The following is a 16,403-nucleotide window of genomic DNA, read 5'->3' as shown; positions in this document are numbered from 1 at the left end:
GATCGGGGCCGTTCACGTCGGCCGATGGCGACCGACTCCAGCCCGCCGATCGCCGACGACGGTTCGACCGTCGCGGCCATCGTGCTGTCCGTCGCGGTCTCGGCCCTGCTCCTGATCGTGTTCCCGGAGACCGGGTTCGGAATGCTGCTCGTCCCGCTCGTCGCGGTGCTCGCGCTCTACCTGCTGTGGCGGCTCGTCGAGGCGGTCGAGCGGCTGAACGAGACGACCGCCCGGATCGAACGCCGGCTGGACGAACTCGACGAGTAACGACGGCGACCTCACCGCTCGCGTGCGATCCGGTCGCCGACGTCGAGCCCGTTCCGGAGCGCGGCGTGGACCCGCCCTTCGCCGGCGACCCAGTCGCCCGCGACGTACAGCCCCGCCGACGCCGCGCGGTCGATCGGCCCGTCGTCGACGCCGGCCTCCGGGAGCGCGTAGCGCCACCCCTGGTGGTCCGTCCAGTCGGGGTCGCGGAGGCGGTCGTCGCCGAGGAGGGCGGCCGCGTGGCCGGCGAGTTCCGCGAGGTTCTCCGCGGGTGGCTCGTCGTAGCGCGCGACGGACCACTCGTGGCTCGCCTGAACGACGAGCAGCGACTCGCCGTCCGGGACGTGGCCGGGCTTGCACTCCTCGCGGGCGATCCAGCCGACCTCGTGGGTCCTGTCGACGTCGACGAGCGCGTAGTAGGGGCGGTCGAGTTCGAACGGGTAGTGGAGGACGCCGGTCCAGACCGTCCGGTACGGGACGAGGGCGGCCGCGTCGGCGAGTTCCGCGCGGCGGTCGTCGGCCCACTCCGCGTCGCCCAGGAGGGTCGCCGTCTGGGGTGCCGGCGGGGTCAGCAGGACGGCGTCGAACGGCCCCCGCTCGCGCCCGTCGGCGTCGACGAGGGTCCACGCGTCGTCCTCGTCGCTTCCCCCTCGCCGGACCGTCTCGACGCGCGTCTCCCGACGGATCGTCGCGTCGGTCCGGGCGAACAGTCGCTTCGCGACCTGCGTCAGCCCCTCCCGGCAGGTCCACTTGTGCGCGTCGTCGTCCCGGCCCTCGGCGACGGTCCCGTCCCGGTCGAACGTCCAGACCGGTTCGGCGACGTCGACGAGGCCGTCGGTCCCGAGGGCGTCCGTGAGCAGGTCGACGACCCGCGGATCGTCCGACTTCACGTAGTTCGCGCCGTAGTCGTAGACGACGCCGTCGCGGCGCCGGGTCGCGGCCCGGCCGCCGACGCCGCCGGACTTCTCGAGGACCGTCACCTCGGCGTCGGGGCGTTCCGTCGAGAGGGCGACCGTCGCGGCCGCCGCGGCCGCGCCGGCGCCGACGATGCCGACTCTCATGTGTCGTCGTTAGGGCCGCGGCGGTAAGTAGTCGGCCGGGGGTCGGGCGCTCCCTCGCCGACCGCGAAACCCGCCGGATCGAACGGCTTTTGCGACGCCGGCGGGTACGGTGGCCCGATGGACGTACTGATCGTCGGCGCGGGGTCGATGGGGACGTGGTTCGGGCGCGCGGTCGACGCCTCGGTCACGTTCGCCGACGTCGACCCCGACGCCGCGGCGGCCGCCGCCGAGGCCGTCGGCGGGGCCGTCGGCGGGGACGTCGACTCGCTCGCGGGCGACGGCGAGGGCCGCTACGACGCCGTCTGCCTCGCGGTGCCGATGGGGGCCGTCGAGCGAGCGATCGAGGCACACGCCGACCGGGCCGAGCGCGCGCTCGTCGACGTCTCGGGGGCTATGGCACCGCCGCTGTCGGCGATGGCCGAGCGCGCGCCCGACCGCGAGCGGGTCAGCCTCCACCCCCTGTTCGCGCCCGAGCGCGCCCCGGGGTCGATCGCGGTCGTCCGCGACCGCGCGGGACCGGTGACCGACGCCCTCCTCGCCGACCTCGAAGCGCGGGGCAACGACCTCGTCGAGACGACCGCGGCCGAACACGACGAGGCGATGGAGTCGGTGCAGGCGGCGGCCCACGCGGCCGTCCTCGCGTTCGCGCTCGCGGCCGACCCCGTCCCGGAGGGGTTCGAGACGCCGGTCTACGAGGAGCTCCGAGAACTGGTCGAGGTCGTGACCGACGGCACCCCGCGCGTGTACGCGGACGTACAGCGGACGTTCGAGGGGGCCGCGGACGTCGCCGAGGCCGCGGCCGCGCTCGCGGCGGCCGACGACGACGAGTTCGCGCGCCGCTACCGGGAGGCGGCCGAGAAGTGGCGGGACGACGCGGCAGACGGCGACCGCGGCGCCGACGACGCGGGCGACGCGAACGGGGGTGACGGCGCGTGACCGACCGCGAGGCCGTCCGCTCGAACGCGAAGTACCTGCGGAACGTCCGGCCGATCGACCCCGAGGAGATCCACGAGTACGTCACGGGGGAGCCCCACCCCGCTGTCGTCCGCCAGATCCTCCGGGAGGAGGCCGTCGACCTCGGGCTGGTCGAGCGCGAGGACGGCACGTTCGTCCCCGTCGACGACGACCCCGTCCCGCCGCGGCGCGGCCCCGTCGAGCGGTTCCCGGCGGGCGTAGCCCGCCGGGTCGAGGACCTGCTCGCCGACCGGTACGGACCGAACTGGCACGAAGGCGTCTCGGGCGACCTCCTGCGGTCGACGATCCGCCGGTTCAAGGCCAGCTACCTCGACCGCCGGCCCGTCGAGTACGACGAGGACGTCGCCGCGGGCTACGCGCTCTACCACCTGCCGGCGTACTACGCGGCCGTCCAGTACGCCCTCGACGACCTCGCGGAGCGGGGGCTGCTCGGCCGGCGGCTCCGGGTGCTCGACGTCGGCGCCGGCGTCGGCGGCCCCGCGCTCGGCCTGTTCGACTACCTGCCCGAGGACGCGCTCGTCGACTACCACGCCGTCGAGCCCAGTGCCGCCGCCGACGTCCTCGACGCGCTGCTCGCGGCGGCCGACCGGAACGTCCACGCGACGGTCCACCGGACGACCGCGGAGGCGTTCGAGCCGACGTCGGTCGACGGCGGCGAGGAGTTCGACCTCGTCCTCCTCGCGAACGTCCTCAGCGAACTCGGCGATCCCGAGAGCGTCCTCCGGTCGTACCTCGGGGCGCTCGCGCCCGACGGCGCGCTGCTGGCGATGGCGCCCGCGGACAAGCACACGAGCATCCAGCTACGCGAACTGGAGCGGGCAGTCGAGGGCGAGTGGCTGTGGGAGCGCGGAGGCGAGGACGGGGGTGGAGACGGCGGCGAGGACGACGGAAGCGGCCGGGTCACCGTCTACTCCCCCGCGGTCCGGCTGTGGCCCGGCGAGACGCCCTCGGATCGCGGCTGGTCGTTCGACGTCCGGCCGGACCTCGAGACGCCGGCGTTCCAGCGCCGCCTCGACGAGGCCGCAAGCGACGAGGAACACGACCCCGGCGAGTTCGTCAACGCCGACGTCCAGTTTACCTACTCGATCCTCAGGCGCGACGGCCGCCGGCGGGTCGACCTCCGACTCGACGGGAGCCGGTGGGCGAAGATGGCCGAGATGGAACGGCACGTCACCGAGCGGATCGACCTCGTCGCGGCGAAGTTCAGCCGGTCGCTCAGCGGGGGTGACGGCGACGGCCGCTCGGGCGGGGCGAACCCCCTGTTCAAGATCACCGACGGCAGCGAGTCGATCGACCACTACGCCGTCGTCACGACGGAGACGGCGCTCAACCGGCCGCTGCTCGAAGCCGACTACGGCGACGTGCTCGCGTTCGAGCGGGTGCTCGCGCTCTGGAACGACGACGAGGGGGCGTACAACCTCGTCGTCGACGAGGAGACGATCGTCGACCCGGTCGCCTAGGGCGGACGTGGCCGCGCGCCGCGACGCGGGTCGCCGGAAGTGCCGAAAGCGGTGGGCTTTTCGCGCGCGCGGTCAACGGAACGAACATGAGCGACTCCCTCGAGATCCTGCTGACGAACGACGACGGGATCGACAGCCCCGGGATCCGGGCGCTGCACGACGCCCTCTCGTCGGTGGGCAACGTCACCGTCGTCGCGCCGGCGACCGACCAGAGCGCGGTGGGGCGGGCGCTCTCGCACGAGGTGGACGTCTACGAGCACGAACTCGGTTACGCCGTCGAGGGGACGCCCGCGGACTGCGTCGTCGCCGGACTGGCCGAACTCGGGCCGTTCCCGGACCTCGTCGTCTCGGGCTGTAACAAGGGCGCGAACCTCGGCGAGTACGTCCTCGGGCGCTCGGGGACGATCAGCGCCGCCGTCGAGGCCGCGTTCTTCGACGTGCCCGCCATCGCGACCTCGCTGTACGTCCCCGTCGACGACCGCTCCTTCGAGGAGGTGGCGACCGCGCCCGAGGACTACGCCGAGGCCGTCCGCGCGACGTCCTTCCTCGTCGAGCACGCCCTCGACGCCGGCGTCTTCGACCCCGGCACCTACCTGAACGTCAACGCCCCGCTGCCCGACGGCGACCCCGCACCGATCGAGATCACCCGCCCCTCCAAGCGGTACGAGATGGACGCCTCCCGGCACGGCGACGCGGTCCTGCTCCACGACCGCGTCTGGGAGGAGATGGACCCCGAGTCGCTCCCCGACCCCGAGGGAACGGACCGGCGGGCGGTCGCCGAAGGGCGGATCAGCGTCTCCGCGCTCGCGGCCCCGCACACGACCAACAACCACGAGGCGCTCGACGCGCTCGCGGAGGCCTACCTCGACGCGGCGCCCGCGGACCGGGCGTGACAGCGTCTGCGACAGTGTCGCGGACGGCCAGATCGGCCGGCCGGCGCGTCGCGGCCGGCGAGCGGCCGGCACATTCCGCCCTGTGTCGACGACCTTGCGGGGTGCAAGGTCGGTACTATTGACCACCGCGACCGTCAGCCCGAACGAACGTAGTCGTCGATTGGCAGTACAGCCTTATACTAGGGCGTGCAGACGTACAGTAGCGCGAGCATAAGAGCAAGGTACGAGTACGTTCAATCGACGACAACTCCGAGGACGGTGATCACAAGATGGGATTCGATACACTCTGGGCGCGCGTGTCGTCGCTCTGGCGGTCCGACTCGGCCGAACGGGACCGGGGGCCGGGCGACGTCGAGTCGGCCGAGACGGACGAGACCGGCTCCGACGACGAGACGCTGAGCTACGCCGAGCAGGTGGAGTACGGCGTCGACGAACGGGAACTGCGCGACGAGGACAGGATCCTCCGCCTCCTCGTCAAGCGCGGCGGGCGCGTCGACGAGTCGACCATCGCCGACGAGACCGGCTGGTCCGAGGAGCGCCTCCGGGAGGTGATCTCCGGGATGGAAGACGACGACCAGGTCAGCGCGATCACGGTCGGGCGCAAGCGCGTCGTCTGTCGACGGGGGTTCGAGCCGAAGGGCTACCGGTCGCACCTGAACGAGTGAGCGGACGAGGGCGGGCGGTCGCGTCGACTCCTTCGAACGTTCCGGGAACGCGACCGCGACCGACGGCCGCCGCGTGACGTCCCCGCGATTCAGACCGGCGCCGAGAACAGGGCGTCGAACACCTTCCGCTCGGCCTTCCGCAGGTGCTGGTGGAACGTCGTCCCGGCGACGCCGATGGATTCGGCGACCTCCTCGCCGGAGGCCTCGCGGGGCCACTCGAAGAAGCCCGCGTGGTAGGCGGCGTCGAGGGCGGTGCGCTGCCGGGGGGTGAGATCCGACAGGAGGCGCCGCCGGATGCGCTGGGGGTCGTCGTGGGGCCGGGTGATCTGCCGGCGGCGGAGCATCTCGGCCTGCGGGTAGGCCGACTCGACGGCGTCGACGACGCGACGAACGTCGGCGCCCGGCGCGAGGTGGATCGTCATTCGGTAGTCGCCGTCCTCGATGACGGCCCGCTCGACGAGGCCGCCGCGGGCGGCGACGACCGAGAGCACCGGCGGGTCGGTCAGCCGGAGTTCGAAGCCGACGGGGCTCCCCGCCGAACGCGCGCGGAAGTCGACCGCCTCCCAGTGGGGGAGCGTCTCGACGATCCCGCGAACGGTGTCGACGGCGTCGCGCGTCGCGGTGCCGTAGACGAGGAACTCGTCGTCGGCGACCTGCACCGCGCGGTCGAGCGTGATCGTCCCGTCGGTCTCGACGGGGGTGTCGAGGGCCGCGAAGACGTCCTGCATCTGGAACTCGAGTTCGACGAGGTCGTCGCTCATCAGCGCCTGCTTTCGCTCGGCGGCCCCGATGGCGTGGCCGATGATCTCGCCGATCTGGGCGATTAGCTCGCCCTCCCTGCCCTCGAACGCGTTCGGGCGCTCGGCGTAGACGTTCAACACGCCGTAGACGGCGTCCTCGTGGACGATCGGGATCGCCGCGGACGACCGGAAGCCGTAGCGTTCGACGTGGTCCCGCCAGGGGTCGTGGCGGGGGTCGACCTCGATGTCCTGGGTCGTCTGGATCTCGCCCGTCCGGAAGGCCCTGCCGGTGGGCCCCTCGCTTCGGTCGTCGTCGGGGTCGACCGAAATCGTGATCCCGTCGAGGTAGCCCTCGACGCCGGCCTCGGTCCGTACCGACACCGTCCGGGTGGCGGGGTCGACGTCGCCGATCCAGGCGAACAGGTAGGAGTCGGAGGCGGCGAGGCGCTCGCAGACCGTCTCCTCGATCTCCTCGCGGGTGGACTGGGTGATGACGGCGTCCGTGATCTCCCTGACGACGCGGTTGAGGCTGTTCAGCGCCGCGAGTTGCTCGCGCCGGCGCTCGAGTTCCCGCTCGCGCTCCGTGCGCTCGGTGATCTCCTGGGACGTCGCCATGGCGGCGAAGACCGCGCCGTCGTCGTCGCGGACGGGAACGAAGTGGAACCGGTAGACCTCGTCGTCGACCGTCTCCTCGAACGTGGACGTCTCGCCGTCGAGCGCGGCCTCGTAGCGCGGGACGACCACGTCCGCGAGTTCCTGGGGCAGCACGTCGCGGACGGCGCGGCCCTCCAGTTCCTCCCGCGTCAGGTCCGCGTCGCCCTCCACCGTGCCGCCGAAGGTGACGTAGCGGAGGTCCGCGTCGACGAGGGCGACGGCGCCGTTGGGGAAGTGCTCGACGAGGGTCCGGTAGCGACGTCTGAACTCCTCGAGGGCGCGCTCGCGCTCGACGCGGTCGGTGACGTCGCGGGCGTAGACCGAGAGACCGCTCTCGGAGGGGTAAGCCGCCACCTCCAGCCAGGCGTCGGCCGCGTCGGCGTACTCCTCGAAGACGACCGGCTCCTGGGTCTCCATCGCGCGCTCGTAGCGCTCCTCGAACGCGCGGCCGAGGACGTCGGGGACGGTCTCGCGGGCCGACGAGCCGACGAGTTCCTCCTCGGACCGCCCGAGCAGTCGCTCGGCGCGGTCGTTGAGGTAGGTAAACCGCAGGTCCTCGTCGAGGCCGTGGACGGCGTCGTCGATCCGGTCGAACACCCCGCCGAGTTCGGCCTGCAACTCGTCGCGCTGGCGTTCGAGTTGCCGCTGGGTGCGCTTGAGGTCGGTCACGTCCTTGCCGGCGGCCACGATCCGCTCGATGGCGCCGTCGTCGTCGAACAGCGGCGCGGCCGTGATCGACACCCACCGGTGGCCCCCGTCCGGCCCGTCGTGGCGGACGAGTCGGTCGGAGACGGACTCTCCCGTCTCGATCGCGCGCGAGACGGGATGGTCCGCCGGCGGGATCGGGTCCCCGTCGGCGTCGTGGAGGTCCAGATCCTCGACGCCGAACTCCGGGACCGCCGACTCGTCGATCCCGAGCAGTCGTCTCGCCCGGGAGTTGATCCGCTCGATCGAGCCGTCGGGCCGGAAGATCGAGAGCCGTACCGGCGCGGTCTCCAGGAGCCGCTCGGTGAGGTCGCGCTCGCGCCGGAGTTGCCGTTCCCGCTCGCGGCGCTCGGTCATGTCGCGGGTGACCTTCGCGTAGCCCGCCAGCGTCCCGTCCTCGTCGCGGATGGCCGTGATGGTGACGCTCGCCCAGAAGCGCGACCCGTCCGCGCGGACGCGCCACCCTTCGTCCCGCACCGAACCGCGTTCGGCCGCGTCCCGGAGGTTCCGCTCGGGGACGCCGGCCTCGCGGTCCGCGTCGGTGTAGAACGTCGAGAAGTGCTCGCCGAGGATCTCGTCGGCCCCGTAGCCTTTGATCCGCTCGACGCCGGGGTTCCAGGTCCGCACGTAGCCGTCGGCGTCGAGGGTGAAGATGGCGTACTCCTCGACCGCCTCGACCAGCGACTCGAAGCGCTCGCGGTGGTCGTGCTCGGAGCGCTTCCGGTCGGTGACGTCGTCGTAGCGTTCGACGCGGCCGCCGGCGTACGCGCCGGTCCGGACGGGGTCGCTCCGGCGTTCGAGCCAGCGTTCCTCGCGGCCCTCGCCCGGCGTCACGCGACACTCGAAGCGGTCGTCGTCGGCGTCGTCCGTCCCGAGGACCGCCTCCGTGAACGCCGCGGCGTCCTCGACGGCCGGCGCGAGGTGCTCGTCGACGAGCGCGCGCTCGTCGCGGCCGACGACACGCTCGCGGTCCACGCCGAAGTACCGCTCCGCGGCGGCGTTGACCCGGACGACGCGGTCGTCCCCGTCGAGGACGAGGACGGCCACGTCGACGGCGTCGAGGACCCCGTCGACGAGCGACTGTGGGGCGGCCGGCCAGTCGGCGTCCGTCGCGTCGCCGCGGTCGCGCGGGCGCCACCACACGCGGGCGTTCGCCCCGACCTTCTTGGTTTCGAGCCGATCCCGTTCGACGAGACGCTCCAGTCGGGCGTAGGTGCTCCGGCGGCCGAGGTCGAGGCGCGCTGCCACCTCGGGCGTCGTCCGGGGCTCCCCGACGCCGTCGAAGACGGCGAGCGTCTCCCGGAGGCTCTCGGTCAGCGCTCTCGATTCCATTGCCCCGGGTACCGCGGGTTCGCCCATTAATGTTCCGTCGACGGAGTCCGACTCCGGGCGCGTCAGTTCGGCGCGGGCGGCGGGGCCGTGGGCGAGCGGGTCGCTGACGCGCTCCGTCCGGACGACACCCCCTCCCGGCAATCCGATCCGGTTCTAGCCTAATCACTTCTAGACCGCGCTTACGGGCATGGGGGTACAGGTACGCTGACAGACGCTGTCACACCGGAGTCACCATGCCACAGCCCTCGAACGACACGACGGGAGCGGACCCGGACAGGATCGACCTGACCGCGAGCACCCGCTACCACCTGCTCGCGGCGGAGCGGCGCCGTCTGACGCTCGACGTCCTCGAAGGGAACACCGCTCCGGTCGATCTCGACGAACTGGCCGCCGGAATCGCCGCGCGGGAGGACGGTATCGACGCCGACGAGTCGGCCGTCGAGCGCGTGGCGATCGACCTCCACCACGTCCACCTGCCCAAGATGGACGACCTCGGCATCGTCGACTACGACCCCGCGTCCGGACGGGTCGATCCGACCGGCGTCACCCTCGATTCGCTCGGTCCGGTCGACGACCGCCGGTAGCCGGTCCCCGCGGGCGGCGCCGTCGGGTCCGGCCGTCCCGCCGTGACGGGTGGGTTCCTAAACAGTTTGACCGTAGTTATATGTCCGTCGCGGAGACTCCTGTGAGATGCCACGCGACGTGGCGACAGGGAACGGGACACGGCACGGACGCGTGCGCACGGCGCCGCGTCCGCGGTCCGGTACCGCACCCCCCACCGGCCGGGCCAAAATACCTTGGCACAACGGTGAACCCCGGCCGACCCGTCCACTCGACCCCATGAGCCAGTCCGATGCGGTCTCGAAGGGCGTCGCGGTCTGTGACGCCTGCGGATCGATGTTCGCCGTCGAAGTCTCCCCCGACGGCTCGGTTCGGCCGATCGGCGTCGCGGACTGCCCCTGCGGCGAGGGAGAGCTCCGCCAGCTCGGGTGAGCCGTCAGCCCTCGGTGCGACCCGTGAGCCAGATTTTCGTCGAGACGTACAGCCCGACCGTGCCGACCGTGAGGAAGTAGCCGTAGATCAGCGTCTCGACGTAGGCGGGGACCGACTCCAGCATTCGGCCGCCGGTACGGATCGCGCCCGGTTATGCGGGCGGGTGCACGTGTACAGCGCCTAAATCGGGGTCGGTCCGGCGGGTCGAACGGGCTTCGAACGACGTGGACGATCACCAAAACCAAATACGAGCAGCTATTCGCTCACAGTACCCATGACGACGCGGACGACGGAGGGTCGCAGTCGACCGAGCGCTCCGGACGGATCGATCGATTTCGAAGTATGAGCCAACCGCAGGACCCCCGGGAACGGATTCACGCGAGCGACGACCCCCTCGTGGAGCCGTTCGGCCACCCCGTGACGATCAACGAACTCCACGCGCTGGTCCTCGGCGTCTCCGGCCTCGTCGTCGGCTACGCCCTCCCCCTGCTGGGCCCCCTGCTCCCGCTGTACGCGATCTTCGGGCGGCCCCCGCTCCGATCGCTCCCGCACGACAAACAGACGACGATCGGCCGGAAGACGATCAAACACGAACCGTGGTACTTCACGGTCAGCTACACCGGCGCGTTCCTGCTCGGGACGGTGATCTGACGGAGATCATCGAGGGTCGGCCGGGACTCGGCGGCAGGGAGGACGGATACGCCTCGTGCGTTCGACGTGGCGACTCGCGCCGTGACGGTCGTGGGCGGCCGCCGTTCGTCTATCGTCGAATCGCCGTGATTCCGCGAGGGCGAGAGCTATCTACCCGCCCAGAACACGTACCACGGTGCGACACCGATCGCCCGACGATGCGCCGAGAAACGCATCGGTCGGGCGTACCACGATCGGACCCTGCTCGCGATCGGTGTCGTGACCGTCGTCGCGATGGCCTGCGGACCGAGGGACGTCGGCTACTACTCCCACGACGGCTGGCCCGCGATCCGGACAGAAATCGCGGCACGTCACGCCGGGCCCCGGGGACGCCCTCGACCGGTCACCCCTCCAGAAGCGCGAGTCCGGCGAGGGGTTCGACGGCCACAGCCGCGTGATGAAAAAGAGCCCCCTCGCGCTCCGTTACCCTCTTCCTGAACGGCTATCAGGAGGACGCGGTGATCGCGGCCGAACAACTGGCGAGCGAGAACGTCGACGTCGATATGGCGTGGGCGCCGGGTACCAACCTCGCCGACTCGTTCGGGGAACAGGCCGGGGAGAACGGCGACTACTGGTACGGCCCGTCGCCGTGGGCGACCACCGTCGACTCCGAGGACGGAGGTTTCGGCTCCGCGAGCGAGTTCATCTCGACCGTCGAGGACACGTACGGGTACGAACAAGTCTTCAGCGGGATTTCCTCGATAGGAAGTAACTGGTTTTAGCCCGTCCCTTGGTGTTCCATCTCGAACACCAACACCTGTCGACCACCTTTTTGCTCGAACCGATAGCCGAGGACATCTACTAATCCCTGATACTCCCACTCACCATCGCCTGAATCTTGATAGAAGAAGTGGACCGGTGTTCCCGCCGAAATGGCGTCAATCAGGACAGAGTTCCCCGGAGAAGATTCACTTTGGTCTCCCGAGAGCCCCTCTCCGTCGTACTCGAACCTCCCTCTCGTTACAGAGTCGTCATACGGCCCATCTTCGTTGGCGAACAGCAGTACATAGCGTCTATCTTGGCTGTCTCGACGTGGGTTGATTCCAGAAATCTGGTAGCCAAAACCGGTATCGAAGGCTTCCTCGATGTCATCTTGTGTGTAACGTTCACCGATGTTGATACCCGGGGGAGGTGAGCGCATGTCATCCCCACCACACCCCAGTCGTATCAATTTGTGTGTCTATCCGATGAGGCCGGGGGTGGAGAGAACTGTTAATGTCATCGAACGCAACTCCCTGCGTGAAACCGACGCATGGCTCGGGGGAGACTGCGAAGAAGGGTTCAAATCACCCCGGACGCGATTGCCGGTTTTGCGATGGAACTCACCCGAAACCCGGCTCGGCGGCTTAAGAAGACTCGCCACTGTCTGTCCAATTGGGTGAACGCACAGAAGGCAGTGGACTCGCCGGGATTTGAACCCGGGGCCTGCGCTCACGCTCGCTACGCTCACTCCGCGCGGGGAGTGATGCCATCTGAGCGGTGATCGCGTGCTGATCTCCATACCCGCCCGCTCCGTGATGGATGACAATGGCACTCGAACCATACGCGCCGCAGGAAGCCGTCACGGACTTCCTCGAAGACCAGCAGGATGGACAGGCAAAGAACACCGTGCAGAATTACAAGTACGCGCTCAATCCCTTCGTGGACTGGTGTCACGAGAACAACGTCGAAAATCTCAACGACCTAACCGGACGTCGTCTCAAGGAGTTCAAGCGGTGGCGGGGCCAGCAGGTGCAAACCACGACGCTCCGCAACCAGATGTGGACGCTGAAGAAGTTCATGCGCTACTGCGAGACAATCGAGGCCGTTCCCTACGGACTGCCCATGAAGGTCGAGAGTCTGATTCCCGCCAAAAACGGGGACGACTCGCGGGACGAGTTCATTGAGGCGGAGCGGGCCGAAGCCCTGCTTGACTACCTACGGAAGTACGAGTACGCCTCTCTCCGTCACGTCACGTTCCTTCTACTGTGGCGAACGGCCATGCGTCAGTCGAGCCTCCACGCGCTCGATGTTGACGATCTCGTTGAAGACCCGCCGATGCTGAAAATCCGGCATCGCCCCGACGAGGGAACCCCACTCAAGAACAAGAAGCGCGGGGAGCGGAACGTCCCTCTCTCGAAGGAGGACGTCGAAGTCGTCAAGGACTACATCGAGATGAACCATCCCGGCGAGACGGACGACGAGGGCCGCACTCCCCTATTGATGGGCCGGAACACTCGGTGTCAGAAGACCACGATTCAGCGGAACGTGTACACGCTCACGCGCCCCTGCCACTACGGGCAAGAGTGTCCCCACGACCGCGACCCGGACGAGTGCGAAGCCAATTCGTACAACACGGCCAGCAAATGTCCATCGAGTATCAGCCCCCACTCCATCCGCAAAGGGCGTATCATGTACCTGCTCGATAACGACGTGTCCATTGAGGACGTGTCCGATCTCGTGAACTCCGGCTACGACACGATCAAGCACTACTACGACAAACGCTCGAAGACCGAGAAGTCCGAGAAGCTTCGCCAAACGATGCCCGATTGCTAACGGAGATGCTTTAGGCTCACTTCGGGCCTGTCACTCCGGGGGTTCGACCGTCGAACACTACCTTTTAGATTTTGAATCTCCCGTGGAGTAATCCGGCGCCGTCCCTCGAAATTCGGTAGTTATTTCTGGTTGAATGCCGTCTATTAGAGTGAGGACTTCTCCCGCAACTATACCTGCGAGTTACTTTCGTCTCTCGCACACCTCGATTTTCGAGAGCAAAGCTTCCGGCATTTGCGGGAATGATTCATTATGTCAGTAGAAATATCTATATCATCCGGTTCACCCAACAACCTCACGCTCGATGAAGTGCATCGTCGCCGCGACTACCTGATTCAGCGCGGCTTTGAACTATCCGAGACTGCGCTTATCGAGGCGCTACCCGTCTCCGGAAAGAGCTACGGCGTGGTCAAGTGGGCAAGACAGACCGGGGAACACCTGACTGTATTCGCACAACGTCACGACCTCCTCGACGAGTACGAGAGCCGCTGTAATAGATGGGGGCTTTCGTTCCAGCGATTGCCCTCTTTCTTCCGGGACTGTGACAGCTTCGATGAGAAAGGAAACCCGGTAGATCACGCCGCTAAAGAACTGAAGCGAGACTATCAGAGTGGAAGGAGCGGCGTCGAACTCCACAGGGAACACTCCGGACTCCTCTGCCAAACGGAAGGTGAGTGTCCCTTCGTTGCGAATCGGAATTTCGCCCCTGACGAGTACGACGTTCTCCTCGGGACGTACAGGCACGCGTACCGACTAACGTGGATGGAGGGGCGTTACGTCGCGTTCGATGAGTTCCCTGGCGATGCGTATCTGAGGGAGTTCGAGGACGGGATTGCTCCCGTTATCTCGGCCTATCTCGAAGACAAAGACGAGCTTCCGTTTAGAGACTATCACGATCTGCTCAGGCGGAAGGACAAATCGGACGTACAGGATGCCATCGCAGAGTGGAAGGATAGCATCCGCTCGTGGTCTTACGATTACAGTCACGCGCGACATAGTCCGAGTTCGGCGGCGCACGCTTTGGCCCCCATAGCGACACTCGCTGAGTTTGAGATGCAGACACTCGACAACGGATGGGGCTACGCTGACCTCCAACGGGGTCGCATCGCCGTCCGAAACCCGAGATCGGACAAGTGGACGTTTCTTCTCCCTCCTGACCTGAGTAGCGCCGAGAGCACCGTTGCGCTTGACGGAACCCCTAACCCAACCCTTTGGGGATTCACTCTCAACGAGGAACTTCGAACGTTCCCTCTCCTCAATGAAGACGAACGCAAGGTGTACCTGCGGGACGTTCTCGGCTACCGCTTCATCCAGACGACCCCACGCTGGAAGGCAATCCAGAGCGGTGATGGTGCATCCCCACCGAAGGACTTGGCTCTCCTTGAAGGGATAGCGAGGAGAGAGGGGAATACACCCGCCCTCATCAGTTCGCAGAAGGCGATTCAGCAGTATGAAGCGCGGGGGCTGAGAGAGATCACGGACACCGTTGAACACTACAGCAACCTCAAGGGGATGAACAGATTCGGGACTGAGCGATTGGGCGTCGTATTGGGGAATCCACATCCCGGTGACGACGAGATCGAGAAGTGGGCCGCACTTGCTGGCGAATCGGCGGAACGCAGGGAAGACGCTAACGGGGAGAAACTCACAGGGAACGACACCGACTACGGGCCGTTCGGAAACGAGGTGATGCATACGCTGGTTCACGACGAGGTGTTGCAGGCGGCGATGCGCTTCGGACGTGAGCGGGAAGATGAAATTCGAGGAGCCACGGTATACCTCCACACCTCGGCACTCCCCGGCTGGTTGCCTGTCGAGAAACAGATCGCAGGTATCCACTCGTGGTTGACCGAGAAGAACGGCATGAGAGACACAATTGAAGCCATTCGCTCGCTTGAGGGGTGGGAGGATGGGATTTGGAAGGCAACCGACCTCTACGACCGAACATCGATCTCAGACCGTCGAGTGAGGGATTGTCTCGAAGACCTCACTGAGGAGGGTTACATCGAGTTCGAGGGTAAATGGGGTCGGGGGACGCCGAAGCACTACTCGAATATCTGCCTCGAAGATGCAGGACAATTCGGACACGTTGAGTTCTCCGCGTAGTTTTTCGGAACAGTCGCTAATGAGTAGTATAGCGGCAGTTCCGAAAAAGCGTTTGAACGCATTGAGCGTGGTGTCTCGACTGAACCTTGGCGGGGAGCGAAGCGACCCGCCGTGTTCAACCGACCGTGATTAGCACCATCGAGCGAGGGATGCAATTACGAGGCCTCCATACTCCCCGTTTCACGATACTCAACACGACCAATTTCGTCGCTTTGAGCTACCCTATTTCCTGACCTCAGAGGTGAAAATTCTCGGGGCGACTTACCAAATACTGCGCAGGCGCACTCGGTCAATGTTCTAACCCCCTCCCCTCCTGTGGCTACTCTGTGTTCTACTGCATCGAGTCGTTTGTTCTAACAGATGTTTACCCGGCTATCTTCTACTCATTGAGTCGAATATACACTACAGCTCGCGCCCCGACCTTCTTTTTCTGGAGTTCTTTCTGTTCGACCAGTTTCTCCAGCTTGTTGTAGGCCGCCGGGCGGGAACAGTCGAGATCGTCAGCTACCTCACTCGCAGTCAGTACGGGTACGTCGGCTCCCTCAAAGATGTGGAGTACCGCATCGAGGGTCACTTGTTCGACGTATTGCCCGGAATTGTCGCGTTCCCGTTCCATATCTCGGACTTCGAGGCGCTGGTGCATCAATCCTATGACCACGAAGTAATAGGGGGACGTTTAATACCAGTTACTACGTGGTTATTGGTAGAAGGTGGCCGTCCCCGGGGCGTTCGTCTCGTCAGAATGCCCGAGTGCTGGAACACTCGGACGGTGGCCTTCGGTGGATACCAGAAAGCCATGTCGAACAACGACTCTGCGGCAGATAAGCGCAACGCTATTGACTACCTGAACTTCGGAGCGAAAACGTCGAAGCGCGTTTCGTGGGAATCGTGGGAGTTCACCGTCAAATCCCCGCATCTCGTCCGTGTCACCAACGCTCCTACGGCTCCGAGAAAGCCGATCACTCCTACCTCGTCGGCGTCGAAGACCGCGACGCCGTCCTCGTTCCGGCGGAGTGTGAGTGCCCGGCAGACAAGTACAACGAGGAGTACGACTGCAAGCACAAGGTCGCACTCGCCACGGTCGGCGGCCCGGTTGTCCTCGAAGCGTCCGTGAACTTCCCGACGCCGAGGGGGAACCCGGGGCAATCGAACGCATCGACACTTTCGGAGAAGTTTCGGGCAGACGGTGGGATAGCGACCGAGGAGATCGGTGGTGGGTCTGAACCCCTCGATGCGGTGGAACCCGAGGAATGTGACTGTGCGGAACTCTCTGACGACTTCCCCTGCTGGCCGTGCGTAAGAGACGGGAAACGGGAACTACCAGAATAGTCTC

16 protein-coding genes are annotated in these 16,403 nt (G+C 66.9%); 12 read left to right on the top strand and 4 right to left on the bottom strand.

The genetic code is table 11. From position 1 onward, the window contains the following. The first annotated feature begins 24 nt into the window (after positions 1-24). The gene (locus NKG98_RS18400; protein WP_254767583.1) at positions 25-267 is read left to right on the top strand and encodes a hypothetical protein; all 243 of its coding nucleotides are present in this window, start codon (positions 25-27) and stop codon (positions 265-267) included. Positions 268-278: 11 nt separating this feature from the next. Here the strand turns inward: NKG98_RS18400 and NKG98_RS18395 are convergent, their stop codons facing one another. Next, positions 279-1,325 carry an NAD(P)/FAD-dependent oxidoreductase gene (locus tag NKG98_RS18395; protein WP_254767582.1) on the bottom strand — a complete coding sequence of 349 codons (1,047 nt, stop codon included), beginning with the start codon at positions 1,323-1,325 and terminating at the stop codon, positions 279-281. A 117-nt stretch (positions 1,326-1,442) separates the two neighbouring features. Between NKG98_RS18395 and NKG98_RS18390 the strand changes: the two genes are divergently transcribed. From NKG98_RS18390 to NKG98_RS18375, 4 genes are all read left to right on the top strand, one after another. Next, entirely contained in the window at positions 1,443-2,261 is an 819-nt protein-coding gene (locus NKG98_RS18390) for a prephenate dehydrogenase (protein ID WP_254767581.1), read from the top strand. Further along, on the top strand, positions 2,258-3,760 hold the full coding sequence (locus NKG98_RS18385; RefSeq protein ID WP_254767580.1) for a small ribosomal subunit Rsm22 family protein: 1,503 nt from the start codon (positions 2,258-2,260) through the stop codon (positions 3,758-3,760). Before NKG98_RS18390 ends, NKG98_RS18385 begins: the two co-directional genes overlap by 4 nt. Positions 3,761-3,846: 86 nt before the next feature. Next, the gene (gene surE / locus NKG98_RS18380) at positions 3,847-4,653 is read left to right on the top strand and encodes a 5'/3'-nucleotidase SurE (RefSeq protein WP_254767579.1); all 807 of its coding nucleotides are present in this window, start codon (positions 3,847-3,849) and stop codon (positions 4,651-4,653) included. A gap of 269 nt (positions 4,654-4,922) precedes the next feature. After that, on the top strand, positions 4,923-5,318 hold the full coding sequence (locus tag NKG98_RS18375; RefSeq protein ID WP_254767578.1) for a helix-turn-helix transcriptional regulator: 396 nt from the start codon (positions 4,923-4,925) through the stop codon (positions 5,316-5,318). An 89-nt stretch (positions 5,319-5,407) separates the two neighbouring features. Here NKG98_RS18375 and NKG98_RS18370 read toward each other — a convergent pair whose 3' ends face one another. Continuing rightward, the gene (locus NKG98_RS18370) at positions 5,408-8,749 is read right to left on the bottom strand and encodes a PAS domain-containing protein (RefSeq protein ID WP_254767577.1); all 3,342 of its coding nucleotides are present in this window, start codon (positions 8,747-8,749) and stop codon (positions 5,408-5,410) included. Positions 8,750-8,982: 233 nt separating this feature from the next. On the opposite strand from NKG98_RS18370, the gene NKG98_RS18365 reads away from it, so the two are divergent. The 4 genes from NKG98_RS18365 to NKG98_RS18350 all read left to right on the top strand — a co-directional run bounded on the left by NKG98_RS18365 (position 8,983) and on the right by NKG98_RS18350 (position 11,154). Then, positions 8,983-9,333, top strand: coding sequence for a DUF7344 domain-containing protein (locus NKG98_RS18365; protein ID WP_254767576.1), 351 nt, complete (start codon positions 8,983-8,985; stop codon positions 9,331-9,333). Positions 9,334-9,589: 256 nt separating this feature from the next. After that, positions 9,590-9,742: a hypothetical protein gene (locus NKG98_RS18360; RefSeq protein WP_254767575.1), complete on the top strand. Its 153-nt coding sequence runs from the start codon at positions 9,590-9,592 to the stop codon at positions 9,740-9,742. Between the two features lie 342 nt (positions 9,743-10,084). Next, entirely contained in the window at positions 10,085-10,393 is a 309-nt protein-coding gene (locus NKG98_RS18355) for a hypothetical protein (RefSeq protein WP_254767574.1), read from the top strand. Between the two features lie 497 nt (positions 10,394-10,890). After that, on the top strand, positions 10,891-11,154 hold the full coding sequence (locus tag NKG98_RS18350) for a hypothetical protein (protein ID WP_254767573.1): 264 nt from the start codon (positions 10,891-10,893) through the stop codon (positions 11,152-11,154). On the opposite strand, the gene NKG98_RS18345 is transcribed toward NKG98_RS18350, so the two are convergent. Beyond that, positions 11,151-11,573 carry an SRA domain-containing endonuclease gene (locus NKG98_RS18345; RefSeq protein WP_254767572.1) on the bottom strand — a complete coding sequence of 141 codons (423 nt, stop codon included), beginning with the start codon at positions 11,571-11,573 and terminating at the stop codon, positions 11,151-11,153. The genes NKG98_RS18350 and NKG98_RS18345 overlap by 4 nt on opposite strands. Positions 11,574-11,959: 386 nt before the next feature. On the opposite strand from NKG98_RS18345, the gene NKG98_RS18340 reads away from it, so the two are divergent. Then, the gene (locus NKG98_RS18340) at positions 11,960-12,967 is read left to right on the top strand and encodes a tyrosine-type recombinase/integrase (RefSeq protein ID WP_254767571.1); all 1,008 of its coding nucleotides are present in this window, start codon (positions 11,960-11,962) and stop codon (positions 12,965-12,967) included. Positions 12,968-13,216: 249 nt separating this feature from the next. Beyond that, the gene (locus NKG98_RS18335; RefSeq protein ID WP_254767570.1) at positions 13,217-15,070 is read left to right on the top strand and encodes a hypothetical protein; all 1,854 of its coding nucleotides are present in this window, start codon (positions 13,217-13,219) and stop codon (positions 15,068-15,070) included. A gap of 379 nt (positions 15,071-15,449) precedes the next feature. Here the strand turns inward: NKG98_RS18335 and NKG98_RS18330 are convergent, their stop codons facing one another. Next, entirely contained in the window at positions 15,450-15,686 is a 237-nt protein-coding gene (locus NKG98_RS18330) for a helix-turn-helix domain-containing protein (protein WP_254767569.1), read from the bottom strand. A 263-nt stretch (positions 15,687-15,949) separates the two neighbouring features. Between NKG98_RS18330 and NKG98_RS18325 the strand changes: the two genes are divergently transcribed. After that, on the top strand, positions 15,950-16,399 hold the full coding sequence (locus tag NKG98_RS18325) for an SWIM zinc finger family protein (protein WP_254767568.1): 450 nt from the start codon (positions 15,950-15,952) through the stop codon (positions 16,397-16,399). The last annotated feature ends 4 nt before the right edge of the window (positions 16,400-16,403 follow it).

The organism is Salinilacihabitans rarus (assembly GCF_024296665.1).
GTDB lineage: Archaea > Halobacteriota > Halobacteria > Halobacteriales > Natrialbaceae > Salinilacihabitans > Salinilacihabitans rarus.
Note: the sequence above shows the minus strand (reverse complement) of the source record. Positions and strands in the feature narration are given on the sequence as shown.

Coding starts and splice junctions, on each gene's coding strand:
- NKG98_RS18360 (WP_254767575.1), top strand. CDS start 9,590: ATGAGCCAGTCCGATGCGGTCTCGAAGGGCGTCGCGGTCTGTGACGCC.
- NKG98_RS18400 (WP_254767583.1), top strand. CDS start 25: ATGGCGACCGACTCCAGCCCGCCGATCGCCGACGACGGTTCGACCGTC.
- surE (WP_254767579.1), top strand. CDS start 3,847: ATGAGCGACTCCCTCGAGATCCTGCTGACGAACGACGACGGGATCGAC.
- NKG98_RS18335 (WP_254767570.1), top strand. CDS start 13,217: ATGTCAGTAGAAATATCTATATCATCCGGTTCACCCAACAACCTCACG.
- NKG98_RS18340 (WP_254767571.1), top strand. CDS start 11,960: ATGGCACTCGAACCATACGCGCCGCAGGAAGCCGTCACGGACTTCCTC.
- NKG98_RS18345 (WP_254767572.1), bottom strand. CDS start 11,573: ATGCGCTCACCTCCCCCGGGTATCAACATCGGTGAACGTTACACACAA.
- NKG98_RS18365 (WP_254767576.1), top strand. CDS start 8,983: ATGCCACAGCCCTCGAACGACACGACGGGAGCGGACCCGGACAGGATC.
- NKG98_RS18370 (WP_254767577.1), bottom strand. CDS start 8,749: ATGGAATCGAGAGCGCTGACCGAGAGCCTCCGGGAGACGCTCGCCGTC.
- NKG98_RS18355 (WP_254767574.1), top strand. CDS start 10,085: ATGAGCCAACCGCAGGACCCCCGGGAACGGATTCACGCGAGCGACGAC.
- NKG98_RS18330 (WP_254767569.1), bottom strand. CDS start 15,686: ATGGAACGGGAACGCGACAATTCCGGGCAATACGTCGAACAAGTGACC.
- NKG98_RS18390 (WP_254767581.1), top strand. CDS start 1,443: ATGGACGTACTGATCGTCGGCGCGGGGTCGATGGGGACGTGGTTCGGG.
- NKG98_RS18375 (WP_254767578.1), top strand. CDS start 4,923: ATGGGATTCGATACACTCTGGGCGCGCGTGTCGTCGCTCTGGCGGTCC.
- NKG98_RS18395 (WP_254767582.1), bottom strand. CDS start 1,325: ATGAGAGTCGGCATCGTCGGCGCCGGCGCGGCCGCGGCGGCCGCGACG.